The sequence below is a fragment of the Pseudomonas sp. NLJ1 genome (assembly GCF_049486705.1).
Lineage (GTDB): Bacteria > Pseudomonadota > Gammaproteobacteria > Pseudomonadales > Pseudomonadaceae > Aquipseudomonas > Aquipseudomonas inefficax.
Genome location: NZ_CP137735.1, coordinates 2330344 through 2352808, shown reverse-complemented (window position 1 = coordinate 2352808; position 22465 = coordinate 2330344). Strand labels below are relative to the sequence as shown.

Sequence of the window (22465 nt, the reverse complement as noted above, 5' to 3'; positions counted from 1 at the left end):
CGCGGGTGAACCCGCTCCCACAGGGGGAAAATACATCAGGCCGACGGTTGGCGTGCGGCCTTCTCATCATGCCCGGACAAACCGAAGCGACGTTCCAGCTCATCGAGCACGGCTTGCGGATGCTGGCCCAGCGCACTGAGCATTACCAGGCTATGAAACCACAGGTCGGCGGTTTCGTAGATGACATCGCTGTAATCCTTGCTGACCGCAGCGTCCTTGGCGGCAATGATCGTCTCGACCGACTCTTCGCCAAGCTTTTCGAGGATCTTGTTCAGGCCCTTGTGGTACAGGCTGGCAACGTAGGAGCTGTCGGGGGCCGCTTGCTTGCGTTCTTCAAGCACTTCGGCCAGGCGGTTGAGGGTGTCGCTCATGTCAGTGTCCTGCGCTGTAGATGGCATCCGGGTCTTTCAGGACCGGGTCGACGGTTTTCCACTGGCCGTCTTCGAAGACGCGGTAGAAGCAGCTTTCACGGCCGGTATGGCAGGCAATATGGCCCAGTTGCTCGACCATCAGGATGATCACATCGGCATCGCAGTCCAGGCGCATTTCATGCAGCTTCTGCACATGCCCGGATTCCTCGCCCTTGCGCCACAGCTTGCCACGCGAACGCGACCAGTAGATGGCGCGTTGCTCGGCGGCGGTCAGGGCCAGCGATTCGCGGTTCATCCAGGCCATCATCAGCACGCGTCCGGTCTTGTGGTCCTGGGCGATAGCCGGTACCAGGCCCTCGCTGTTCCACTTGATCTCGTCCAGCCAGTCTTTCATCGTCGACTCCAAAGCGGGCCCGCTCCTGTGCCGGGCCCTTTGCGCTAGTGTGCCAGCCATGGGCGCGGCTGGCTATTGGCGCACGATCAGGTAAAGGCCGGCGGCCAGCATCAGCCAGGCAGGCCAGGCGGCAGGGGCGGTCAGGCTCGCGGCCTCGGCGGCACCAGCAGCCAGTACCGCACCACCGCCCAGCAGGCCGGCACCCAGCAGGCGCAGCGCCCAGCGGTCGCCCTGGCGACGGCGTTCAGGCAGTTGCGGGTCGTGCAGGTGCGGTTGTGACAGGCGTTCGAGGACGTCGCGGGCCATGTCGGCCAGGTGCGGCAACTGCTCGACCTGGCTGTGGATGTTGCCAAGCACGGCTTTCGGGCTCATGCGGTCACGCATCCAGCGTTCGAGGAACGGCTTGGCGGTGCTCCACAGGTCCAGGTCGGGGTACAACTGACGGCCCAGGCCTTCGATGTTGAGCAGGGTTTTCTGCAGCAGGACCAGCTGCGGCTGGACTTCCATGTTGAAACGCCGTGCCGTCTGGAACAGACGCATCAGCACCTGGCCGAAGGAAATATCTTTTAACGGTTTTTCGAAGATCGGCTCGCAGACGGTACGGATCGCTGCTTCGAATTCATTGACCTTGGTGTGCACCGGTACCCAGCCCGAGTCGATGTGCAGTTGCGCGACGCGGCGATAGTCTCGCTTGAAGAAGGCAATCAGGTTACGCGCCAGGTAATCCTGGTCCTCGTCCGTCAGGCTGCCGACGATGCCGCAGTCGATGGCGATGTACTGCGGGCTCCAGGGGCGTACCGTGCTGACGAAGATGTTGCCGGGGTGCATGTCGGCGTGGAAGAAGCTGTCGCGGAACACCTGGGTGAAGAATACTTCCACGCCGCGTTCGGCCAGCATCTTCATGTCGGTGCGCTGATCGGCGAGCGTGGCCATGTCGGTCACCGGCACACCATAGATGCGTTCCATCACCAGTACTTTCGGCCGGCACCAGTCCCAGTACACCTGTGGCACATACATCAGCTCGGAACCTTCGAAATTGCGCCGTAGCTGGCTGGCGTTCGCCGCTTCGCGCAGCAGGTCGAGTTCGTCGTAGATGGTTTTTTCGTAATCGCCGACGATTTCCACCGGGTGCAGGCGGCGAGCATCGGCAGAGACACGCTCGGCGCCTTTGGCGATCAGGAACAGCCAGGCAATATCAGCGGCGATCACCGGCTTGAGGCCTGGCCGGACTACCTTGACCACCACCTCTTCGCCGCTTTTCAGGCGGGCAGCGTGAACCTGAGCCACCGAGGCCGAGGCCAGTGGCTCGACGTCGAAGCGGCTGAAGACCTGGCTGACCGGGGCGCCGAGCTGCTCTTCGATCAGCGCCACGGCCTGTTGCGGGTCGAACGGCGGCACGCGGTCCTGCAGCAACATCAGCTCATCGGCGATGTCGGTTGGCAGCAGGTCGCGGCGGGTAGACAGCAGCTGACCGAACTTGATGAAAATCGGCCCAAGGTCCTGCAGTGCCAGGCGCAGGCGCGCGCCACGGCTGAGCTCGGACGGCTTGCGCGGGAGCCAACGCCACGGCATCAGCAGGCGCAGGCTCATCAGCCACCAGGGCAGCGGGTAGTCGAACAGCAGGTCATCCAGCCGGTAACGGATGACTACACGCTGGATGCGAAAAAGACGGCGGACGGCGAGCAGCTTCATGCGTTATCGCTGATATCAAGGGATCGGGAGAGGCGCTTGAGGCGCGCCTCGAGGCGTTCTGTATCGAGCTTCAGGGCATCGAGCTCGCTGAAGGCGGCTTCGGCTTCGCGTTTGCCGACCAGGGTGCGGGATTCTTCGGCCAGGTACTCGGAAAGGTTCTGGCTGAAGCGCGCCAGGCCCTGGCGGGTCCAGCGTGCGCGCAGGCGGATGTGGCCGGCCAGCAGCGCGGTGGCGACCGGGCCGAGCCAGCGTTGCAGCTCGTGCTCCCAGTCCAGCTCCAGGTCCTGCAGCACGCCGAACAGGTCGAGCAGCACGGCACTGTCGCCATGCAGTTCGACTTGCGGGCTGTGCAGCACGGCAGTCTTGTCCCTGGCCACGGCCAGTTGTGCCAGGCTGCCGGCCGGGGCGCGCAGGCTGCAGTCGACCTCGCCTTGCCAGTGGGCGGCGAGCATCAGGCCCTCTTCATCGGGCAGGATGAACACCTGCAGGGCCGGTTGGCGGCAGTCGATCTCGATGACCTTGCCTTCCAGCGCGGCCAGCCGCGGCAGAGCCGTGCTGTCCATGCGCAGCACGCGGTTCAGGCCATGTTCGACGCTGGCGAGCAGCCCGGCCAGCAGCATCAGGGTTTGATTCCCCGGTGCACGGCGACGATGCCGCTGGTCATGTTGTGGTAGGTGACGCGGTCGAAACCGGCCTCGACCATCATGGCCTTCAACGTTTCCTGATCCGGGTGCATGCGGATCGACTCAGCGAGGTAACGGTAGCTCTCCGAGTCGTTGGTGATCAGCTTGCCGGCCAGCGGCATGAAGGCGAACGAGTAGGCGTCGTAGGCCTTGGACATGAGCTTGTTGGTCGGCTTGGAGAACTCCAGCACCAGCAGGCGACCGCCCGGCTTGAGCACGCGCAGCATCGAGCGGATGGCTTCGTCCTTGTGGGTAACGTTGCGCAGGCCGAAGGCAATGGTCACGCAGTCGAAGTGGTTGTCGGGGAATGGCAGCTTTTCGGCGTCGGCCTGGACGAACTCGATGTTGCCGGCCACGCCACGGTCGAGCAGGCGGTCACGGCCGACCTTGAGCATCGACTCGTTGATGTCGGCCAGCACTACCTGGCCGGTAGGGCCGACCAGCCGCGAGAACTTGGCGGCCAGGTCGCCGGTACCGCCGGCGATGTCCAGCACACGGTTGCCGGCGCGTACGCCCGACAACTCGATGGTGAAGCGCTTCCACAGGCGGTGCATGCCGCCGGAAAGCACGTCGTTCATCAGGTCGTACTTGGCCGCTACCGAGTGGAACACCTCGGCGACTTTCTTCGCCTTCTGGCTTTCAGGGACATCCTGGTAACCGAAATGGGTGGTGGGTTCGGCGTGGTCGCCTTTGCGCTGGTCGTTCATATCGCTTCACCGGAAAAAATTACCGCCATTCTAGGGCGAACGGGCGGATTTGTCTTGGCGGGGTGTGCCAGTGGGCAGGGGCGGGCATAATGCCCATTATGTCTTCATCTTCAGGAACACCTGCATGACTCAGATCAGCGTCGAACGCAAACATTCCCTCGGCCGCGATGCCGCCCGTGCCAAGGCCGAAGCGCTGGTCGACAGGCTGACCCGCGAATACGACCTCAAGGCCACCTGGAACGGTGACCGGGTCGACGTGGCGCGCAGCGGCGCCAACGGTAGCGTGCATATCGGTGAGGACAGCATCCGCGTGGAGCTGAAGCTGGGCATGATGCTGTCGATGATGAGCGGTACCATCAAGGGCGAAATCGAGCGCGCACTGGACAAGGCCCTGGCCTGAGGCCCAGCGCGCGCGGCCTGCTATGGTAACGCGGGCGGAAACGGGATGAGATCGGCAATCTGTGCCAGGCGCAGGTCGCCACGGTAAATCGCTATTCGCTCCCGCGGGTTACTGGCCAGCTCCAGTTCGGCGTCCCGGCCGACAGCGCGGGGCTCGCGGAATTTCAGGTGGCCTTTGACGAAATCATGGGGCTGGGCATCCGCAGTACGGTAATGAAAGTGGGCCTCCCACAGTACCGTTTGCGGCGCTTGGACGTCGCTGATCAGGTAGGTGTCGAGGTAGTCATCGGCGTGGCGAAGCGCCTTGCGCACTATGCCTGGCCTGATCGAGACGCGCTGCTGCCCTACCAGGTAGCGCAAGGCGGCGCTGTCTGGGTGGCGGGAGTTCAGGTAGGCATTGGTGAGCAGCAGCTGCTTGCGCTCGCTGACCCTGGCGATCGCCTGGCGCAGCTGATCGACCAGGCTGCCGTCGGTCCGCTCCAGTTGTCGCGCCAGCGCGCTCATGTCATCGATAGGCCAGTCCAGAAAGTCAGCCAGGCTATTGGGCTGGTTTGCGTAGCGGGCTGCGAAGTCGAGTTTTTCGTCAATTCTTGCCAGCAGGTGCCTGGCTTCCGTGCGCAGCTGGGACAGGTCGGGCTCTGCGGCGCGCGGCTGGGCGACTTGCTCATGCCACTCATTGCCGCGTCGCTCGTAGTTGCCAGCGGGTTGCTGATTCAGCGGGTTGCGTTGAACCGCGCGGTCGCCTTGCGCTTCGACCAGCGCCGGGCGCCCGCGTGCGACGCGGATCACCGTGCGCCTGGCCGGCATCGGGTGCTGGATTGTGCGCTGCGGCGGCGTGGCGATGCCTTTGTCGAGGCTGGCCAACGCCGTGGCCAGCTGGGCTTCGGTCGTGTGTACCAGCGCTTGCATTTCCTGGATATATTCATCGAGGATGGCCTCGTCCAGGGCCGGGTCGCTGAGCGACCTCATGTAGTGGGCCTTGTCGAGTATCGCGCGATACCGGCGTAGCACATCCTCCAGCACGTCGGCCTTGTCTTCGGCAGAGCCGTCGGCCGTGGCGAGGCCGTCATGGCTCCAGATCGTACGGCTCAGTTCATTGTTGCTGAGCACCTCCCGTAACGGCAGCAGGTTGTCGGCTGCTTCGGCGGTTAGCTTGGTCTTGTCCAGTGTCAGGTAGGCCAGGTCGCCGATTAATTGCGCGCGCACCACTAGCGTTGAATAGGTGCGCCGTTTGATGGCGTTTTCGATCTTGGTGGCCTTGTCGGCGAAGTCGATTTTGCTGTTTTCCAATGCTTCGGGTATGGCCCGATCCAGGCGTCGGCTGACCACCAGCAGACGGCGGCTGGCCTGCAGCGAGTCGCGAACGCTGTCACGGTAGCTGAGATAGCTCTGAATCTGCTCGTCGGTCTGCGGCAGCCGCACCATGCGCTTGCCCTGCTCCACCAGCAGTTCACGATCGACTTGTTCCAGCAGACGTTGGCATAACAGCATGTCGTTTTCGATGGCCGCCCCGAACCAGTTGCTGAATTTGCGTGCGTTGTTTTCGGTGGTGTCGAGCCTTAGAAAGCGCGGTTCACTCAGCTCCCTGAAGGTGTTGACGTTCGCTTGCAGAATCTCGCCCTGATTCTCCAGGAACAGCGCAGAAGCCTTGAGCTCGGTGGCATGTAGCCGACGCTGGGCCAGCAGCTGTTGTTTTTGCGCCTGCAGTGCTTCTGGTGGATTGGCGCGCTCATGCGCGGGCAACGCTTGCGACGCGCGGCGGTAGGCTGCGGCGAGCTCGTCATGATCGGCAAGGCGCTGGCTGTTGCGTTCCATGAGAGGGCGCAGCTTGTTCAGCGCGTCGCCATTGCGCATTGCCGCATCGTGCAGTTGTGAGTAGCGCTGCTGGTTGTCGGCGTTGATGGACCTGCTGGTCCTGGGCATGCCACCTGCCAATTTAAGGTTGAGCGCCCATTCTCCGTTCCAGCGCGTCAGCCAAGGGCCTCTGCTACGTTCACGGCCTACGATGTGGTAACCGTCGGGTGCGCCCTGCCATCGTGATTGCCATTCACTGCTGCTCGGGTCCGGGCCGACGATCTGTATGCCGCCCCATGTCTCCTGTACTTCGTACGCTACCCCCTGCAGTGCCACATAGTGGCGGTCGGCGATTTTATACAACCCGCGCAGGCGGCCCTCTACCAACGGTGCATGACCCTCCAGCGACAAGGTGGCCCGAAGCTTGACCAGCGCCTGGCGCTCGGGCGGCGTCAGGTTGCCCATGCGTTGGTTGTTGTGCCAGCTGGAGAGCCGCATTGGCACGGCCTTCTGTTCGGTGGTCAGTGTTTCCCAGGTGCGCTCATGCGGTTTGTCTGCGACCGCTGTCATGGCACCGTCCGGCTCGACGGGCTCGGCGAATCGCAACCTCTCAGCCGGCAAGCCGCTGGCGGGGAGGGGCGCATCTCGGTGTGCCAGAAGCATGGCCAGGTTGGTCAGCAGGTCGACTGTCGCCACGATCCGCGCGTCATCGCTACCGTTGGCCAACACCGATATATCATTCCGGGTGGCCGACAGCGCTTGCACCAGCCAGGTCAGGACGGCCAAGGGGCCGCGCCAGAACACGGTCAGGTTGTTGAACAACGACCAGGCCGCTTGTTGCACCAGTTGCCATTTTTCCTGCGCGTTGGACATGCTGCTGGTGGATGCGGCCAGACGCATGGCGCTGATCCTGGCGTCGAACAGGTGCGTGTCCAGATCGGTGAGCCAGGGGCTGAAAACGCAATCGACCGGTTGTCGAAGCAGCTGCACGAGTTCATCCGCCACCAGGCTGTCCCCACCCAGCAAATGTGCCAGTTGCTCCAGCCTGGGATGGAGGTGAGGGCGTGTGAAGCCGTCGTTTGCATAAACCGCGCGTACGTCTTCATGCAGCCAGTCGAGGACACTTTGTTGCAGCTCACCTTCAGTGCGGATTGCGGCCATCAGCTGATCCAGCTCAGCGAACTCCAGCAGGGCCTGGCTGGCATAGAACGGTCGGTACAGGACCCAGCCGTGCGTGGCGGGTAGCTTGATGAGGAACATGCCGTGGGCGATGTCCGTGGTCGCAGCGCCTGGCGCGCAAAGAAAGGCCAAGGGGGCAATGCGCAGTGGCTGGCCATCGCCGTTACCTTGGCAACAAGCCAGTAGCGCATCGCGCGCGGATTCGCTCAGCTGTTGCTGGATGCTGGCCTGGAGGGTGCTGAACAGCAAGTGGCTACGCCATTCCCGGGCGTATTGCCGGATCCGCTCGGCCCTGCGTGGTTGTTCGGCCACTGTAGTGTCCAGATAGCGAGGGTACTGGCCACCAATATCCACTTCGTGTATCAGCGCGTTGATCTGCTCGATGCTCAGCCAACCGCCGGGCTTGCCGCCAGTGGGCACCGTCACGCCAGTCATTACCTCGCCAGCGCCCAGGCGCAGGCGAGCGATCGCCAGCTCAGTCAAGCTTACCCTGCGCAGGGGCAGCGATTGCCCGCCTTGTATCGTGTTGCCGACGATGCTTTGTGAAACCTCGATCATGACCTCGTCAGGGTCGTGCTGTGCCACCTGCGGGTAGCTGCTTTGCAGTTGTTCGCGCAGGCGGCGTTTGGCGTAGCGCTGAAGGTCGTCGATATCGCTGAGTGAGGTGGAACCTTTGGCCTGCCCTTGCTGAGCCGCCAGGTCGAGCAGCGCCGCATGATAGGCGTAACGGTCGCTGCCCTCGGCGTCGGCCAGCCATGCCGGCAGGCTGACAGCAGGCGAGTCGTGCAGCCGACAGGCCTGGTTCAGAAAGTGCGCACTTGGGTCGGTCAGCCGGTGCAACTGGTTCTGCAGGTCACTCACCGAGGTCAACGAGCCGAGGCGCAAGCGCTCGATGTCTTCAAGCATGGCATTGAGCATTTGCCTGGCCTGAAAGGCGAATGGACTGCCAATCACGGGGGTGTGCGCCCATGACAGTCGCTCAAAGCGATAGCCCCGGGCCAACTCGTCCTGCAGTGCGCTGGCGAAGGCTGCAAGGTCGGTGAACCTGCGCACCCTGCCATCAGGCTTGCAATGCAGAAGCAGGCGCCGCGAGCCGTGCGTCATGCTCAGCAGCAGGCCCGCCAGTGTTACCGGCAGCGTCCCGCCTGCTGTTTTCAGGCTTACGCTCACTGCGCTGATGACCAGGTCTTCATGGGCCTCGGCGAGCAGAGCGTACAGGGCAGCCTTTTCATCGTTGTCCAGGCCCTGATCGTGCATGTTGCTGATCAGCGCGGCCTTGATCGTGTGCTCGAGCCAGCGCATGCGGCAGACCTGGCTGGTTTGGTCGATGCCATTCCAGAAACCGACCTGCGCCTGCTGAAACTTCTCCAGCAGGGCCCCCAGCACGTGGTCCAGGTCCTCGTTGAGCCTGCTCAGGTCCAGGGCAATCGCAGGCTTTTTGCTGCTGCCCGTCCCCTCAACCTGTACCTGAAACGGCTGCGGCGGCGCGATGCTTGGCCGATCGCCAGGGCTCAGCTGCAGATGTTTACCCGTCAGAAAATGCTCAAGCAGTTTATCCAGCAGCGAGCGGTGCGGGTCGGCACCACCTGCAGTGGGCAGGATGACGAATTCATCGAGCGAGGTGAGCTGTGGATGGTTGTTGCGCACCCACGGGTAATGATCAACGAGAACCTGGAACCCTTCATGGGACAGCACCTCACGTACCGTGGGGCGTCCAGCGAAACAGTCTGCGACTTTTTGTTTGAAGGTTTCCCTGGTTGCGTCAGGGGTGTCAGTCATGGCGTCAGCTCCGAACAGGTGAGTGACGTGACGCTAGCGTGGGGTTGCCCTGCACATGCGGTAGATGGTTAAAGCCGGTGGCACCTTAGGGTGAGGATTCTAATTTTCCTGCCTACCGTATGCTCAAGCCCAACCTTCATGGGCGGTTGTTCCCACTCATGAGCATGAGGTACACAGCATGGCCAAAGTGAACGTGAAGAAAAAGGACGACGCCCCGGGCACCCTGGGCGAGGTGCGCGGCTACGCACGCAAGATCTGGCTGGCCGGGATTGGCGCGTACGCACGCGTGGGGCAGGAGGGCTCGGACTACTTCAATGAGCTGGTCAAGGCTGGCGAAGGCGTCGAGAAACGTGGCAAGAAGCGCATCGATCAGGAGCTGGAGGCAGCCAATAACCAGATCGATGAAGCCACCCAGGCTGTCAGCCGTGTGCCAGGCCGGGTAGAAATTCAACTCGACAAGATTGAAAAAGCTTTCGACGCGCGGGTAGGGCGCGCCTTGAATCGCCTCGGCATTCCGTCTAAACATGACGTTGAGGCGTTGTCCATCAAGCTTGAACAGCTGCATGAGCTGCTCGAGCGCGTCGCGCACAAACCATAAGGAGAGCAGGATGGCTGGCAAGAAGAATTCCGAGAAAGAAGGCAGCTCCTGGGTCGGCGGGATCGAGAAGTACTCCCGCAAGATCTGGCTGGCAGGGCTTGGTATCTATTCGAAGATCGACCAGGACGGCCCCAAGCTGTTCGACTCGCTGGTGAAGGATGGCGAGAAGGCCGAGAAGCAGGCGAAGAAGACTGCCGAAGATGTTGCTGAAACTGCCAAGTCGTCGACCACTTCGCGTGTGTCGGGCGTGAAGGACCGTGCACTGGGCAAGTGGAGCGAACTCGAGGAGGCTTTCGACAAGCGCCTGAACAGCGCCATTTCGCGCCTTGGCGTGCCTAGCCGCAATGAGATCAAGGCCCTGCACCAGCAGGTGGACAGCCTGACCAAGCAGATCGAAAAGCTCACCGGCGCTTCGGTTACGCCGATTTCGTCGCGCGCTGCGGCCAAACCGGCTGCGAGCAAGGCGGCCAAGCCACTGGCCAAGACGGCAGCGGCCAAGCCTGCGGCGAAAACCGCGGCAGCCAAGCCCGCAGCCAAGCCAGCAGCAGCCAAGACCGCAGCGGCTAAACCTGCTGCCAAGACTGCGGCGGCCAAACCCGCGGCGAAACCGGCAGCGGCCAAGCCGGCCGTGGCGAAAAAGCCTGCAGTGAAGAAAGCCCCGGCCAAGCCGGCGGCCGCCAAGCCGGCAGCTCCAGCGGCCAGCGCCACTCCGGCCGCTAGCGCAGCTCCGGCACCAACCGCGGCTCCGGCCAGCAACCCGCCTTCGGCACCGACAGGCACCGGCACTCTGATCTGACACCGCGTCGCCTTATTCGCGGGTGAACCCGCTCCCACAGGCACACTACAGACCTTGTGGGAGCGGGTTCACCCGCGAATGCGTCGGTTGCTGCAATACATTCCTGTCAGTCTTACCCCTCCAGATACCGCACCGCCAACTGCTCAGCCGCCCCCCTTGCCTGGGCCTGCAGATGCGGCGCCACCAGCATCATCACCTGGTACACCACTATCCCCACATCCCCCTCGCGCCCCAGTACCCGCTGATAATCCAGCGAGAACATCAGTGTCAAAGTGATCTGCTCCACCAGTTGCCCCAGCGCCTGGGTCTCGCTCTCTATCAGCCCTTGGCCCTTGAGGCTGGCCAGCAACGCCGCCAGCGTGCGCTTGAGCGCGTTGATCAGGCTGCGCATGCCGCGCGCCAGTTTGGGCAGGCGCCCAGTCAGGTTCGACAGGTCCTGGAACAGGAAACGGTACTGCGCCATGCGTTCGACGATCAGGTGCAGGAACAGCCAGTAATCCTCGGCATCCAGGCGTACCTCCAGCGGCGGGTCGAGCAGGGGCATCAGCGCTTCTTCAAAGCGCTCGAACAGCCCCAGCACCAACGGCTCCTTGCCATGGAAGTGGTAGTAGAGGTTGCCGGGGCTGATGCCCAGTTCGTTGGCAATTTCCAGGGTGGACACGTTCGGTTCGCCCTGCTGGTTGAACAGCTGCAGGGCACATTCGAGGATACGATCGCGAGTCTTCATCCAGTCGGCATGCTCATCGGGTCAGCACATAGGTGCCCGGCGCCGGGCCCAGCGGTGGGTAGGTGGCATTACCCAGCTCGTTGCGCGGTGCCTTGAGCGGGCCGGAGCGCGGGGTGATCCACTCCAGCCACAACGGCCACCAGCTGCCTTCGCTGCGCTTGGCATCGTGGAACCAGGCACGCGGGTCGCTGGACAGCTTGGGGTTGGCCAGGTAATAGGCCTTGGGGTTGCCGGGCGGGTTGATGATGCTCTGGATGTGCCCGCTGTTGGCCAGCACGAAGCGCCGGTCGCCACCCAGCAGCAAGGTCGAGCGGTACACTGCATCCCACGGGGTGATGTGGTCGTTGCTGCCGGCAACGGTGAAGCTGTCCAGCTCGACCTTCTTCAGGTCGATGGGTGTACCGCATACCTCCAGCCCGGCGGGGTGGGTAAGCGGGTTGAGCTTGAAGAAGTCCAGCAGGTCGCCATGCAGTGCGGCGGGCAGGCGCGTGCTGTCGGCGTTCCAGTACAGGATGTCGAAGGCTGGTGGTGTCTTGCCGAGCAGGTAGTTGTTGACCCAGTAGTTCCATATCAGGTCGTTGGGCCGCATCCAGGCGAAGATCCGCGCCACTTCGGCGCCATCCAGCACCCCGCGCTGGTAGGAGCGACGCTTGGCGGCCTCGATGGTCTGCTCGTCGGCGAACAGGCTTGCGGGGCTTTCGAACTTGCTGTCCAGCAGGCTGACCAGGTAGGTGGCACTGCGTACCCGGCGCAGCTGGTGCTTGGCCTGCAGGTGGCCCTGCAGCGCGGCCATGGTCAGGCCCCCGGCGCAGGCGCCCATCAGGTTGGGGTCGCGGTTGCCGCTGATGCTGCGGCAAGCGTTGAGCGCTTCTTCCAGGGCCTGCACGTAGCTGGACAGGCCCCATTCGCGGTGGCGCGGGTCGGGGTTGCGCCAGCTGACCATGAACACCTGCAGGCCATTCTTGAGCATGTACTGGACGAAGCTGTTGGTCGAGCTCAGGTCGAAGATGTAGAACTTGTTGATCTGCGGGGGCACCACCAGCAGCGGCCTGGAGTGTTGCTTTTCGCTCATCGGCTTGTACTGGATCAGCTCCAGCAGTTCGTTGCGAAACACCACGGCACCGGCGGTCGCGGCCAGGTTGCCGCCCACTTCGAAGGCGCGCTCGTCGACCTGGCGTGGCAGGCCGTCGTTGTGGCGCAGGTCATCGAGCAGATGGGCCACGCCGCGTACAAGGCTCAGGCCACCGCTGTTGAACAGTTCCTTGACTGCCAGCGGGTTGAGCAGCGAGTTGCTTGGTGCCAGTGCATCGTTGATCAGGTTGAACAGGAAGTGCGCACGGGCCCGGTCATCGTCGTCCAGGTGGCTTTCCTCGATCCACAGGCGGGTCTGCTTCTGCCAGGCCAGGTAGGCCTGCAGGCCGCGCCGGTAGAACGGGTTCTGGCTCCATGTCGGATCGTTGAAGCGCGCATCGCGCGGGTTCGGCTGAAACGGTGTGTCACCCAGCATCACCCGACCCAGCTGGCCACCCAGAGCCAACAGGTGATGCGCGGTATGCAGCGGGTGGCGCAAGCTTTGACGGCTGACATTGCGCAGCGTGGAAATCAGGTCACGGCCACGCAGGCCGAGGATGGCGTTCTGCACGTTCATGCTGGTGGCGGGAAGCGTTGGCGTTCCTTTGGCCGGTTTGTCTTTCATGGCAACACTCCCTCGTCCTGACCTGGTGCTTCATGACTAAACATATTCACTGATTTAGCAGGGGCTCTGTGGGAGCGGGTTCACCCGCGAACACCGGCGAAGCCGGTGCCATGCACCGAGTTGGATTCTTCGCGGGTGAACCCGCTCCCACAGGGCCCCAAATCGCCCTCACACACCCGAAGCCGGGCGGGGATGCATGACAGCGCGCTGACGTTCTTGCTGAAGGAACTTCATGATGATCGGGGCGACGGCCTCGGCCCGGGTGATCAGGAACAGATGACCGTCGTCGATAATGTGTAGCTGGGCATTGGGAATTCGCCAGGCCAGCAGACGCATGTTGATCAATGGGATCAGTGGGTCGTCGTCGCCTGCCAGCACCAGGGTCGGCTGCTGGATCTTGTGCAGCCAGTGGATGCTGGTCCAGCCAAGCCCGGCGAACAGCTGCCAGTAGTAGCCCATCTTGCCGCCGGAGCGCACCTTGGCGGCGTGCTGCATGGCCAGCTCCGGGTCCCGTCGGAAGCCGCCGCCGTAGATCATCGGTGCGATGCGGATGACATGCGACGGCTGTACGTAGCGCCGTGGGCTGGCCATCATCCACAGCACCTTGGGTTTGCCCGGTACCATCACCGCACCGGCGGCAGTGGCGGCCAGCACCAGCTTCTTGCAGCGCTCGGGGTAGTCATGGGCGAACTGCTGGGCCAGGGCGCCGCCCCAGGACACGCCGATGACATTGACCTGGCCGTAATCGAGGTAGTCGAGCATGCGCGCCGTCAGCTTGGCCAAGCCGGGGAAGCGGTACGGGTGGCGCGGCGTGGACGAGCCGCCGACCCCGGGCACATCGAAGGCAATGACTTCCAGGTCCGGGTCCAGTGCTTCGATGAACGGGAACACCAGCTCCAGGTTGGCGCCGATGCCGTTGAAGATCAGCAAGGGCGTCAGGTGCGGTTTGCCCGGGCGGACGGCGGTGCGGATGGACTGGTTGTCCAGCTCGACGGTCCTGAAGATATAGGGTTGCGGCATGCACGTGACTCATGGGGTGAAATGAACACCGTGGCTCCCCGCAGGGGCCACGGCGCTGCAGCTCAACGTTCGTGAACGTAGGTGCCCGGGGCGGCTTCGCCAGCGGCGTAGGCACGGTTGCCCAGGCGGGTCGGCGCCTTCTTCAGCTCGCCGGCACGCTCGGCCAGCCAGCTCTGCCAGTGCAGCCACCAGGAGTCGGCATGCTTGGTGGCGTTTTCCTGCCAGGCCACCGGGTCACCCGGGCGATCTGCACCGGTCATGAAGCGCGCCTTGGGGTTGCCTGGTGGGTTGAGGATGCTCTGGATGTGGCCGCTGTTGGACAACACGAACTCGATCTTGCCGCCGAACAGGTGCGCCGAGCGGTAGCACGACTGCCATGGGGTGATGTGGTCGTTGGTGCCGGCGAGGCTGTAGATATCGCATTTGACCTGTTTCAGGTCGATCGGGGTGCCGCACACTTCCATGGCGTCCGGGCGTGTCAGTGGGTTGCTCTTGAACATCTCGATCAGGTCGCCGTGGAAGGCCGCCGGCAAGCGCGTGGTGTCGTTGTTCCAGAACAGGATGTCGAACACCGGCGGCTCGTTGCCGAGCAGGTAGTTGTTGACCCAGTAGTTCCAGATCAGGTCGTTGGGGCGCATCCAGGCGAACACCTTGGCCATCTCGCTGCCTTCCAGCACGCCAGCCTGATAGGAATGGCGCTTGGCGGCTTCCAGGGTCTGCTCGTCGACGAACAGCGCGACCTGGTTGTCCAGGGTGGTGTCCAGCACGCTCACCAGCAGGGTCAGGGCATTGACCTTGTTCTCGCCGAGGGCGGCATAGTGGCCGACCAACGCCGTGCAGGTGATGCCGCCGGAGCAGGCACCGAGCATGTTCAGGTCCTTGCTGCCGGTAATCGCCAGCACCGCGTCGACCGCCTCCTTGAGCGCATCGATGTAGGTGGACAGGCCCCATTCGCGCTGGGCTTTGGTCGGGTTGCGCCAGCTGATGATGAAGGTCTGTTGCTGCGAGCGCAGGCAGTAGCGCGCCAGGCTCTTTTCCGGGCTCAGATCGAATACGTAGAACTTGTTGATCTGCGGCGGCACCACCAGCAGTGGGCGGGCATGTACCTGCTCGGTGATGGGGCTGTACTGGATCAGCTCGAGCACATCGTTGCGGTATACCACGGCGCCGTCGCTGGTACCCAGGTTCTTGCCCACCTCGAAGGCGTCCATGTTCACCTGGCTGGGCATGCCACCGTTGTTGACCATGTCCTTGGCAAGGTTGGACAGGCCGTCGAGCAGGCTCTTGCCACCGGTTTCGAAGAAGCGTTTGACCGCCGCCGGGTTGGAAAGGGTGTTGGTCGGAGCCATGGCTTCGGTCATCAGGTTGATGACGAACTGGCCGCGGCTGATGTCCTGGGGCGACAGATCGCTGCTGCCGATCCAGTCCTGCAGCTCCTTGCGCCAGGCCAGGTAGGTTTGCAGGTAGCGGCGGTAGAGAGGGTTGTTGCTCCATGCCGGGTCATTGAAGCGACGGTCATCGCTTTCCGGGGCAAGGCTGGACTTGCCCAGCAGCACGTTCTTCAGCTCCAGGCCAAAATGGGCCACATGCTTGGCGCTGTGCAGCGGTTGGCGTACGGCCTGGCGCAGCACGGTGCGTGCCGAGCTCAACAGATCCTTGCGCCGGATACCGATGACCGGGTTCAGCCCCAGGGTGTTTTCCGAGGCCTGCCGCTGCAGCTCATCGTTGTTCTTGTTACTCATCTAAGACGCTCCGTTGTCCTGAGACGAGTACCGGTTGCTGTGACAGGTGCACAGTCCTGAGCCCGGTACTGCTACTCGGGTGACCAGTGATAAGGAACAGCGGTGCTGCGAGGGTTCTGTCTACCTGCAAATGGATGCAGGGAGCTTGCCAGCCTCATTGGTTACCCGACTTTCATGTAATGCGCAAGACAGCCCTTCACTGGGCTGTCTGTAGGCCATTCAAACAGATGAATCTAGAAAATGCGCTCTAAACCTTTCAGGCCTTGCGCTAGAGCATGAGTTTGACCACCGACTCGGCGGGGTCGCGGGATTTTCCGGCCTTGTGCAGTTCGTCGAGGTACTCGGCCCACAGCTGTTCCTGGCGCAGGCACAGCTGCTCGAGGTATTCCCAAGTGAACAGGCCGCTGTCATGGCCGTCGTCGAAGGTCAGTTTCAGTGCATATTGGCCGGCAGGTTCCAGGCCGCTGAGGCCGACGTTGATCTTGCCGAACTGCAGGATTGGGTTACCGTGGCCCTGGACCTCGGCGGAGGGGGAATGCACGCGCAGGAACTCGGCGGGCAGGTGGTAGACCTCGCCGGGGGCGTAGGTGAGGCTGAGGGTTTTCGAGGCTTTGTGCAGGTTGATGGCGGTGGGCAGGCGGGCCATGGGCAGAATCTCTCCGGAGCTGATGAAGCAAGCTTCCAGCTTATGGGCGAGGGATTCAAGGGCCCTTTCGCGGGTAAACCCGCTCCCACAGGGTCATCACATTCCTTGGAATTGTGGTGACCCTGTGGGAGCGGGTTTACCCGCGAAGAAGGTGAAACCAGTCTTACAGGATGTAGCGCGACAGGTCTTCGTTCTGCGCCAGCTCACCCAGGTGGCTGTTCACATACGCCGCGTCGATCTGGATCGGCGCTTCGTCATGGGTGCTGGCCAGGTCGCCAGCGCTGAACGACACCTCTTCGAGCAAACGCTCGAGCAGGGTGTGCAGGCGGCGGGCACCGATGTTCTCGGTCTTCTCGTTGACCTGGTAGGCAATCTCGGCCAGGCGCTTGATACCGTCGGCGAGGAACTCGATGTTCAGGCCTTCGGTCTTGAGCAGGGCCTGGTACTGTTCGGTCAACGACGCGTGCGGCTCCTGCAGGATGCGCTCGAAGTCTTCAGGAGTCAGGGCCTTGAGCTCCACGCGGATCGGCAGGCGGCCTTGCAGCTCGGGCACCAGGTCGCTCGGCTTGCTCAGGTGGAACGCACCCGAGGCAATGAACAGGATGTGGTCGGTCTTGACCATGCCCAGCTTGGTGTTGACAGTGCAGCCTTCGATCAGCGGCAGCAGGTCGCGCTGCACGCCTTCACGGGACACATCGGCACCGCCAACATTGCCACGCTTGGCAACCTTGTCGATTTCGTCGATGAACACGATACCGTGCTGCTCGACCGCTTCCAGGGCCTTGGCCTTGAGCTCTTCCTCGTTGACCAGGCGGCTCGCTTCTTCATCACGAACCATCTTGAGGGCTTCTTTAACCTTCAGCTTGCGCGCCTTGCGCTTGCCTTTGCCCATGTTGGCGAACAGGCTCTGCAGCTGGTTGGTCATTTCTTCCATGCCGGGCGGCGCGGCAATTTCGACGCCCACGGCATCGGCCACTTCGATCTCGATTTCCTTGTCGTCCAGCTGGCCTTCGCGCAGGCGCTTGCGGAACAGCTGGCGGGTGTTGGAATCGCTGCTGGTCTGCGCGGCTTCTTCGCTGAAGCTGGTCACGCGTGCCTGTGGCAGCAGGGCATCGAGGATGCGGTCTTCGGCGGCGTCTTCGGCGCGGTGGCGCACGCGGATGATCTCTTGCTCGCGCAGCATTTTCAGCGCGGCATCGGCCAGGTCACGGATGATCGACTCGACGTCGCGGCCCACATAGCCCACTTCGGTGAACTTGGTGGCTTCGACCTTGAGGAACGGCGCATTGGCCAGCTTGGCCAGGCGGCGGGCGATTTCAGTCTTGCCGACGCCGGTGGGGCCGATCATCAGGATGTTTTTCGGGGTTACTTCGGCGCGCAGCTCGGCGGGGAGCTGCATGCGCCGCCAGCGGTTGCGCAGGGCGATGGCCACGGCGCGCTTGGCGTCGTCCTGGCCGATGATGTGGCGGTTGAGTTCGTGGACGATCTCGCGGGGGGTCATGGACATGATCAATTGGGTCCTGGGGCAGATGAGTCAGCGTGGAAAAGCCCCCGCACCGGGCGGGGGCGCCAGAACAGCTGAATCACTCGGCCAGGTCCTGCTCCTCGATGGTCAGGTTGTGGTTGGTGAACACGCAGATGTCGCCGGCGATGTTCAAGGCGGTTTCGGCGATTTCACGGGCCGAGAGGTCGGTCTTGTTCAGCAGGGCGCGGGCTGCGGCCTGGGCGTAGGCGCCACCGGAACCCATGGCGATCAGGCCGTCTTCGGGTTCGACCACGTCGCCGTTGCCGGTGATGATCAGGGAGGCGTCCTTGTTGGCCACGGCCAGCATGGCCTCCAGGCGGCTCAGGGAGCGGTCGGTACGCCATTCCTTGGCCAGCTCGACGGCGGCACGGACCAGGTGGCCCTGATGTTTCTCGAGCTGGCCTTCAAAGCGCTCGAACAGGGTGAACGCATCGGCGGTGGCACCGGCGAAGCCCGCGATGACCTGGCCGTGGTACAGGCGGCGCACTTTCTTGGCGTTGCCTTTCATCACGGTGTTGCCGAGGGATACCTGGCCGTCGCCGCCCATGACGACTTTGCCGTTACGGCGGACAGAAACGATGGTGGTCAAGGGGAGAGTCTCCACGCAGCGGGGCGAAAGTGCCTGATGCAGACTCATATGGGGGTGGGGGAAAGGATTTCAACCGTGGGGGATGAATGGTCGGGCCGGGCAGGTAGATCTGTGTTGGGTCATTCGCGGGTAAACCCGCTCCCACAGGGATCCCGCTGTTTTCAAGGACAGCGCAATACCTGTGGGGCGGGTTTACCCGCGAATGGCTTTACTCAGGCCTCGTGGCAGATGTGCCCATCGACCAAGGTATAACGCACCGCACCCGGCAGGCAGTGGCCGATGAACGGGCAATTCTCGCCGCGCGAGAACCACTGCTCGCCAGCCACGGTCGAGGCTTGCGGGTCGAACAGCACCAGGTCGGCCGCGCCACCCACTTTCAGCTCACCGGCCGGCAGGCGCAGGGCCGCCGCCGGGCCGCTGCTCAGGCGGGCCAGCAAGGTTGGCAGGTCGAGCAGGCCGTCCTGCACCAGGGTCATGGCCAGCGGCAGCAGCAGTTCGACGCTGCTGATGCCCGGCTCGGTGGCGCCGAACGGGGCCAGCTTGGCGTCGCGCTCGTGTGGCTGGTGGTGGCTGGAAATCGCCTGGATCACCCCCGACTTCACGGCCTCGCGCAGGCCGTCGCGGTCAGCGGCGGTGCGCAGCGGCGGCTGCACGTGGTACAGGCTGGAGAACTCGCGCAGCGATTCGTCGGTGAGAATCAGCTGGTACAGCGCCACATCGGCGGTTACCGGCAGGCCCAGGGCCTGGGCCTGGGCGATCAGCCGCGCGCCACGGGCGCTGGTGATCTGGGTGAAGTGCGCACGCACGCCGGTCTGTTCCACCAGCAGCAGGTTGCGCGCCAGGGCCACGGTCTCGGCGGTTTCCGGAATGCCTGGCAGGCCGAGGAAGCTGGCCATGGCGCCTTCATGGGCCAGGCCACCTTGGGCCAGGTCGCGGTCCTGGGAGTGGAACACCACGGTCAGGTCGAAGGTGGCGGCGTATTCCAGGGCTCGTGCCAGGGTACGGTTGTTGGGAATTTCCTTCAGGCCATTGCCGAAGGCCACGCAACCGGTGTCGCGCAGGGCCACCAGCTCGGCCAGTTGCTCGCCTTCCAGGCCCTTGGTCAGGGCGCCGATCGGGTAGACCTTGCTGTTGGCAGCCTCGCGGGCGCGGTCGAGGATCAGTTCGGCCACGGCCGAGGTGTCCAGCACCGGCTTGGTCTGCGGCGGGCAGCACAGGCTGGTGACGCCGCCGGCGACGGCGGCGCGGGTTTCGCTGGCGATGTTGCCTTTGCGGCTGTAGCCCGGCTCGCGCAGGGACACGCCGAGGTCTACCAGGCCGGGCGCGGCGACCAGGCCATCAGCCTGGATCGTGCGGCTGGCGCTGAACCCGGCCGGGGCGGCGCCGATGGCGGCGATGCGGCCGCCGTCCAGGTGCAGGTCGGTGACCTGGTCCAGGCCGCTGTTGGGGTCGATGACCCGGGCGCCGAGAATACTGATGGTCACTGGGCGTTCTCCTGGTCGAATTGACGTTGCGCGTTCTGCCCGCTCATGGCCATGGACAGCACGGCCATGCGCACGGCGATGCCGTAGGTGACCTGGTTGAGAATCACCGAGTGCTTGCCGTCGGCCACCGCCGACTCGATTTCCACGCCACGGTTGATCGGGCCCGGGTGCATGACGATGGCGTCGGGCTTGGCACCGGCCAGGCGCGCGGTGGTCAGGCCGAACAGGCGGTAGAACTCGCCTTCGCTGGGCAGCAGGCCACCGGCCATGCGCTCACGCTGCAGGCGCAGCATGATCACCACGTCGACGTCCTTGAGGCCTTCGGCGAGGTCGGTGTACACCTTCACGCCGTACTGCTCGATTCCGATCGGAATCAGGGTTTTCGGGCCGATCACGCGGATGTCCGGGCAACCCAGCGCTTTGAGCGCCAGCATGTCGGAACGCGCCACGCGCGAGTGCAGGATGTCGCCGACGATGGCCACCGACAGGTTCTCGAAGCTGCCCTTGTGGCGGCGGATGGTGAGCATGTCGAGCATGCCCTGGGTCGGGTGCGCATGGCGGCCGTCACCGCCGTTGATCACGGCAACTTCCGGGCACACGTGCTCGGCGATGAAGTGCGCGGCACCGGAGTCGGAGTGGCGCACCACGAACATGTCGGCGGCCATGGCTTCGAGGTTGCGCAGGGTGTCGAACAGGGTTTCGCCCTTGCTGGTCGAAGAGGTCGACACGTTCAGGCTGATCACGTCGGCCGACAGGCGCTGGGCCGCCAGTTCGAAGGTAGTACGGGTGCGGGTGGAATTCTCGAAGAACACGTTGCACACGGTCTTGCCGCGCAGCAACGGGACTTTCTTCACGGCCCGGGCACCGACTTCCAGGAAGGAGTCGGCGGTGTCGAGGATCTCGGTGAGCAGTTCGCGGGGCAAACCGTCGAGCGAGAGGAAGTGGCGCAGCTGGCCCTGATCATTGAGCTGCAGCGGGCGCTTGGCGTCGATTGGCGTCATCGCGGGGGACTCTTAAAGGGCGGAAGCGGAGGCGAGGTCCTGGCGCTCGAGGGCGAGCGGTGCGGGTCCGGTCAATTTTACCCGTTCATGGGCGGCCAGCGACAGGGTGGCGCCGAGTACATTCGGGCGGATTGGCAGTTCGCCGGCATCCAGGTCCAGCAGGCAGACCAGGGTGACGCTGGCCGGGCGGCCATAGTCGAACAGTTCGTTGAGCGCGGCGCGCACCGTGCGGCCGCTCATCAGTACGTCATCCACCAGCACCAGGTGCTGGCCTTCGACCTCGAACGGCAGCTCGGACGGGCGCACTTGCGGGTGCAGGCCGTTCTGGCTGAAGTCGTCGCGGTAGAACGAGACGTCCAGGGTGCCCATGGGGCTGGTGTCGCCCATGGCTTCCTGCAGGGCCTGGGCAACCCAGACGCCGCCGGTGCGGATACCGATGTAGCGCGGCTCGGTAATTGCCCGGCGGGCCAGGTGGGCGCGTAGGTCGTCAGCCATCTGCCGGATCAGCTCGGCGGGATTGGGTAGGCTCATTGCGGGCTCCTCGGAAGGGTGCGCCGGGCGCGCCCGGCGGCAAAGATGATCAGGTATTGGCCTCCAGCCATCCTTGCAGCAACAGGGCGGCGGCGATGGCATCGACCGGGTTGTCGCGGTAGCTGCCGCGCTGGCCGCCACGGGCCATGCGCTCACCCTTGGCCTCGAAGGTGGTCAGGCGTTCGTCGTGGGTGTGCACGGGCAGGTTGAAGCGGCCGTTCAGGCGGCGGGCGAACTTTTCCGCGCGGGCGCTCATTTCGCTGGGGGTGCCGTCCATGTTGAGCGGCAGGCCCACGACGATGGCGTCGGGCTTCCATTCGGCAATCAGCTTTTCCACCTGGGCCCAGTCCGGCACGCCGTTCTGGGCCTTCAGCGTGCACAGCTCGCGGGCCTGGCCGGTGACCACCTGGCCGACGGCCACACCAATCTGTTTGCTGCCGTAGTCGAAGCCCAGCAGCAGGCGTAGTTCAGGGTGCAGTTCAGCCATCAGGCGTGGCCCGCCTGGCTGGTCAGCAGGTTCAGGTTGATGCCCAGGCTGGCGGCAGCGGCTTCCAGGCGCAGGTCGCTGGCCTTGCCGAAGATGATTTCCGGGTCGAACGGGCAGTTGAGCCAGGCGTTGTCGGCCAGTTCCTCTTCCAGTTGTCCGGCTTCCCAGCCGGCATAGCCCAGGGTGATCAGGCTCTGTTTCGGGCCGACTCCGGCGGCGATGGCCAATAGAATATCCTGCGACGTGGTCAGCGACAGCCCTTCCAGCGCCACGGTGGCCTGGAAGCTGCACTCGCTGCTGTGCAGCACGAAGCCACGGTCGGTCTGTACCGGGCCACCTTGGTAGATCGGCACCTGCAAGGTGCTGGCCGGAGGCATTTCGTCCGGGCGCAGCTGCTCGAGGATATCGGCCAGGTTCAGCTCCTGCGGCCGGTTTACCACCAGGCCCATGGCGCCATGGGCGTTGTGCTCGACGATGTACGTGAGGGTCTGGGCGAAGTTCGGATCGGCCATGTGCGGCATGGCGATCAGGAACTGATGCTTGAGGTAGCTCGGCGTGAGGGTTTTCATGGGGGATAGTGTGGCGCCAGGTGGCGAGGCTGACAAGGTGCGTAACGAGGCTTGCG

Annotated in this window: 21 protein-coding genes; 3 read left to right on the top strand and 18 right to left on the bottom strand. The window is 63.8% G+C overall.

Translation table 11 applies throughout. The annotated features are described in order from the left end of the window. Positions 1–35: 35 nt before the first annotated feature. The 5 genes from R9B85_RS10550 to ubiE all read right to left on the bottom strand — a co-directional run bounded on the left by R9B85_RS10550 (position 36) and on the right by ubiE (position 3847). Complete coding sequence (locus tag R9B85_RS10550; RefSeq protein ID WP_013974545.1) at positions 36–371, bottom strand: phosphoribosyl-ATP diphosphatase; 336 nt, start codon at positions 369–371, stop codon at positions 36–38. A gap of 1 nt (position 372) precedes the next feature. Next, entirely contained in the window at positions 373–765 is a 393-nt protein-coding gene (gene hisI / locus R9B85_RS10545; RefSeq protein ID WP_013974544.1) for a phosphoribosyl-AMP cyclohydrolase, read from the bottom strand. Positions 766–837: 72 nt separating this feature from the next. Further along, positions 838–2457, bottom strand: a complete 1620-nt coding sequence (ubiB, locus tag R9B85_RS10540; protein ID WP_112249550.1) for a ubiquinone biosynthesis regulatory protein kinase UbiB — start codon at positions 2455–2457, stop codon at positions 838–840. After that, positions 2454–3077, bottom strand: coding sequence for a ubiquinone biosynthesis accessory factor UbiJ (locus tag R9B85_RS10535; RefSeq protein WP_112249548.1), 624 nt, complete (start codon positions 3075–3077; stop codon positions 2454–2456). Before R9B85_RS10535 ends, ubiB begins: the two co-directional genes overlap by 4 nt. After that, positions 3077–3847: a bifunctional demethylmenaquinone methyltransferase/2-methoxy-6-polyprenyl-1,4-benzoquinol methylase UbiE gene (ubiE, locus tag R9B85_RS10530; protein ID WP_013974541.1), complete on the bottom strand. Its 771-nt coding sequence runs from the start codon at positions 3845–3847 to the stop codon at positions 3077–3079. The genes R9B85_RS10535 and ubiE overlap by 1 nt, the downstream gene beginning before the upstream one ends. 124 nt (positions 3848–3971) lie before the next feature. Here ubiE and R9B85_RS10525 point away from each other — a divergent pair, with 124 nt between their 5' ends. Continuing rightward, on the top strand, positions 3972–4247 hold the full coding sequence (locus R9B85_RS10525) for a polyhydroxyalkanoic acid system family protein (RefSeq protein ID WP_112249546.1): 276 nt from the start codon (positions 3972–3974) through the stop codon (positions 4245–4247). Positions 4248–4267: 20 nt separating this feature from the next. Here the strand turns inward: R9B85_RS10525 and R9B85_RS10520 are convergent, their stop codons facing one another. After that, entirely contained in the window at positions 4268–8998 is a 4731-nt protein-coding gene (locus R9B85_RS10520; RefSeq protein ID WP_423771012.1) for a hypothetical protein, read from the bottom strand. 178 nt (positions 8999–9176) lie between these two features. Here R9B85_RS10520 and R9B85_RS10515 point away from each other — a divergent pair, with 178 nt between their 5' ends. Next, the gene (locus R9B85_RS10515; RefSeq protein WP_112249544.1) at positions 9177–9596 is read left to right on the top strand and encodes a phasin family protein; all 420 of its coding nucleotides are present in this window, start codon (positions 9177–9179) and stop codon (positions 9594–9596) included. Positions 9597–9606: 10 nt separating this feature from the next. Next, positions 9607–10392: a phasin family protein gene (locus R9B85_RS10510; protein ID WP_207879640.1), complete on the top strand. Its 786-nt coding sequence runs from the start codon at positions 9607–9609 to the stop codon at positions 10390–10392. Between the two features lie 112 nt (positions 10393–10504). Here the strand turns inward: R9B85_RS10510 and R9B85_RS10505 are convergent, their stop codons facing one another. The 12 genes from R9B85_RS10505 to R9B85_RS10450 form a co-directional block, all read right to left on the bottom strand. Then, positions 10505–11119 (bottom strand): TetR/AcrR family transcriptional regulator, encoded by a 615-nt coding sequence (locus R9B85_RS10505; RefSeq protein WP_215520509.1) that lies wholly within the window; start codon positions 11117–11119, stop codon positions 10505–10507. Between the two features lie 13 nt (positions 11120–11132). Next, entirely contained in the window at positions 11133–12815 is a 1683-nt protein-coding gene (gene phaC, locus R9B85_RS10500) for a class II poly(R)-hydroxyalkanoic acid synthase (RefSeq protein ID WP_112249538.1), read from the bottom strand. Positions 12816–12983: 168 nt separating this feature from the next. Next, on the bottom strand, positions 12984–13835 hold the full coding sequence (gene phaZ, locus R9B85_RS10495; protein WP_112249534.1) for a poly(3-hydroxyalkanoate) depolymerase: 852 nt from the start codon (positions 13833–13835) through the stop codon (positions 12984–12986). A 62-nt stretch (positions 13836–13897) separates the two neighbouring features. Then, positions 13898–15577, bottom strand: coding sequence for a class II poly(R)-hydroxyalkanoic acid synthase (gene phaC, locus R9B85_RS10490; protein WP_112249532.1), 1680 nt, complete (start codon positions 15575–15577; stop codon positions 13898–13900). Between the two features lie 268 nt (positions 15578–15845). Next, positions 15846–16223, bottom strand: coding sequence for a gamma-butyrobetaine hydroxylase-like domain-containing protein (locus R9B85_RS10485; RefSeq protein ID WP_003249306.1), 378 nt, complete (start codon positions 16221–16223; stop codon positions 15846–15848). 163 nt (positions 16224–16386) lie between these two features. Continuing rightward, positions 16387–17730, bottom strand: a complete 1344-nt coding sequence (hslU, locus tag R9B85_RS10480; protein WP_003249308.1) for an ATP-dependent protease ATPase subunit HslU — start codon at positions 17728–17730, stop codon at positions 16387–16389. Between the two features lie 76 nt (positions 17731–17806). Then, entirely contained in the window at positions 17807–18337 is a 531-nt protein-coding gene (gene hslV / locus R9B85_RS10475) for an ATP-dependent protease subunit HslV (protein WP_025340909.1), read from the bottom strand. Between the two features lie 212 nt (positions 18338–18549). Continuing rightward, on the bottom strand, positions 18550–19821 hold the full coding sequence (locus R9B85_RS10470; RefSeq protein ID WP_112249527.1) for a dihydroorotase: 1272 nt from the start codon (positions 19819–19821) through the stop codon (positions 18550–18552). Then, positions 19818–20822: an aspartate carbamoyltransferase catalytic subunit gene (locus tag R9B85_RS10465; protein ID WP_003257774.1), complete on the bottom strand. Its 1005-nt coding sequence runs from the start codon at positions 20820–20822 to the stop codon at positions 19818–19820. The genes R9B85_RS10470 and R9B85_RS10465 overlap by 4 nt, the downstream gene beginning before the upstream one ends. A 12-nt stretch (positions 20823–20834) precedes the next feature. Next, positions 20835–21353 (bottom strand): bifunctional pyr operon transcriptional regulator/uracil phosphoribosyltransferase PyrR, encoded by a 519-nt coding sequence (gene pyrR, locus R9B85_RS10460; RefSeq protein ID WP_063912001.1) that lies wholly within the window; start codon positions 21351–21353, stop codon positions 20835–20837. A 49-nt stretch (positions 21354–21402) separates the two neighbouring features. Then, a complete protein-coding gene (ruvX, locus tag R9B85_RS10455; RefSeq protein WP_013974530.1) occupies positions 21403–21840 on the bottom strand; it encodes a Holliday junction resolvase RuvX in 438 nt (145 codons plus the stop codon). Continuing rightward, entirely contained in the window at positions 21840–22409 is a 570-nt protein-coding gene (locus R9B85_RS10450; protein ID WP_112249525.1) for a YqgE/AlgH family protein, read from the bottom strand. The genes ruvX and R9B85_RS10450 overlap by 1 nt, the downstream gene beginning before the upstream one ends. Between the last annotated feature and the right edge of the window lie 56 nt (positions 22410–22465).

What these genes read in the sequence shown, in the direction of transcription:
- R9B85_RS10550 (WP_013974545.1), bottom strand. Translation starts at nt 371, where the DNA reads ATGAGCGACACCCTCAACCGCCTGGCCGAAGTGCTTGAAGAACGCAAG.
- hisI (WP_013974544.1), bottom strand. Translation starts at nt 765, where the DNA reads ATGAAAGACTGGCTGGACGAGATCAAGTGGAACAGCGAGGGCCTGGTA.
- ubiB (WP_112249550.1), bottom strand. Translation starts at nt 2,457, where the DNA reads ATGAAGCTGCTCGCCGTCCGCCGTCTTTTTCGCATCCAGCGTGTAGTC.
- R9B85_RS10535 (WP_112249548.1), bottom strand. Translation starts at nt 3,077, where the DNA reads ATGCTGCTGGCCGGGCTGCTCGCCAGCGTCGAACATGGCCTGAACCGC.
- ubiE (WP_013974541.1), bottom strand. Translation starts at nt 3,847, where the DNA reads ATGAACGACCAGCGCAAAGGCGACCACGCCGAACCCACCACCCATTTC.
- R9B85_RS10525 (WP_112249546.1), top strand. Translation starts at nt 3,972, where the DNA reads ATGACTCAGATCAGCGTCGAACGCAAACATTCCCTCGGCCGCGATGCC.
- R9B85_RS10520 (WP_423771012.1), bottom strand. Translation starts at nt 8,998, where the DNA reads ATGACTGACACCCCTGACGCAACCAGGGAAACCTTCAAACAAAAAGTC.
- R9B85_RS10515 (WP_112249544.1), top strand. Translation starts at nt 9,177, where the DNA reads ATGGCCAAAGTGAACGTGAAGAAAAAGGACGACGCCCCGGGCACCCTG.
- R9B85_RS10510 (WP_207879640.1), top strand. Translation starts at nt 9,607, where the DNA reads ATGGCTGGCAAGAAGAATTCCGAGAAAGAAGGCAGCTCCTGGGTCGGC.
- R9B85_RS10505 (WP_215520509.1), bottom strand. Translation starts at nt 11,119, where the DNA reads ATGAAGACTCGCGATCGTATCCTCGAATGTGCCCTGCAGCTGTTCAAC.
- phaC (WP_112249538.1), bottom strand. Translation starts at nt 12,815, where the DNA reads ATGAAAGACAAACCGGCCAAAGGAACGCCAACGCTTCCCGCCACCAGC.
- phaZ (WP_112249534.1), bottom strand. Translation starts at nt 13,835, where the DNA reads ATGCCGCAACCCTATATCTTCAGGACCGTCGAGCTGGACAACCAGTCC.
- phaC (WP_112249532.1), bottom strand. Translation starts at nt 15,577, where the DNA reads ATGAGTAACAAGAACAACGATGAGCTGCAGCGGCAGGCCTCGGAAAAC.
- R9B85_RS10485 (WP_003249306.1), bottom strand. Translation starts at nt 16,223, where the DNA reads ATGGCCCGCCTGCCCACCGCCATCAACCTGCACAAAGCCTCGAAAACC.
- hslU (WP_003249308.1), bottom strand. Translation starts at nt 17,730, where the DNA reads ATGTCCATGACCCCCCGCGAGATCGTCCACGAACTCAACCGCCACATC.
- R9B85_RS10465 (WP_003257774.1), bottom strand. Translation starts at nt 20,822, where the DNA reads ATGACGCCAATCGACGCCAAGCGCCCGCTGCAGCTCAATGATCAGGGC.
- pyrR (WP_063912001.1), bottom strand. Translation starts at nt 21,353, where the DNA reads ATGAGCCTACCCAATCCCGCCGAGCTGATCCGGCAGATGGCTGACGAC.
- ruvX (WP_013974530.1), bottom strand. Translation starts at nt 21,840, where the DNA reads ATGGCTGAACTGCACCCTGAACTACGCCTGCTGCTGGGCTTCGACTAC.
- R9B85_RS10450 (WP_112249525.1), bottom strand. Translation starts at nt 22,409, where the DNA reads ATGAAAACCCTCACGCCGAGCTACCTCAAGCATCAGTTCCTGATCGCC.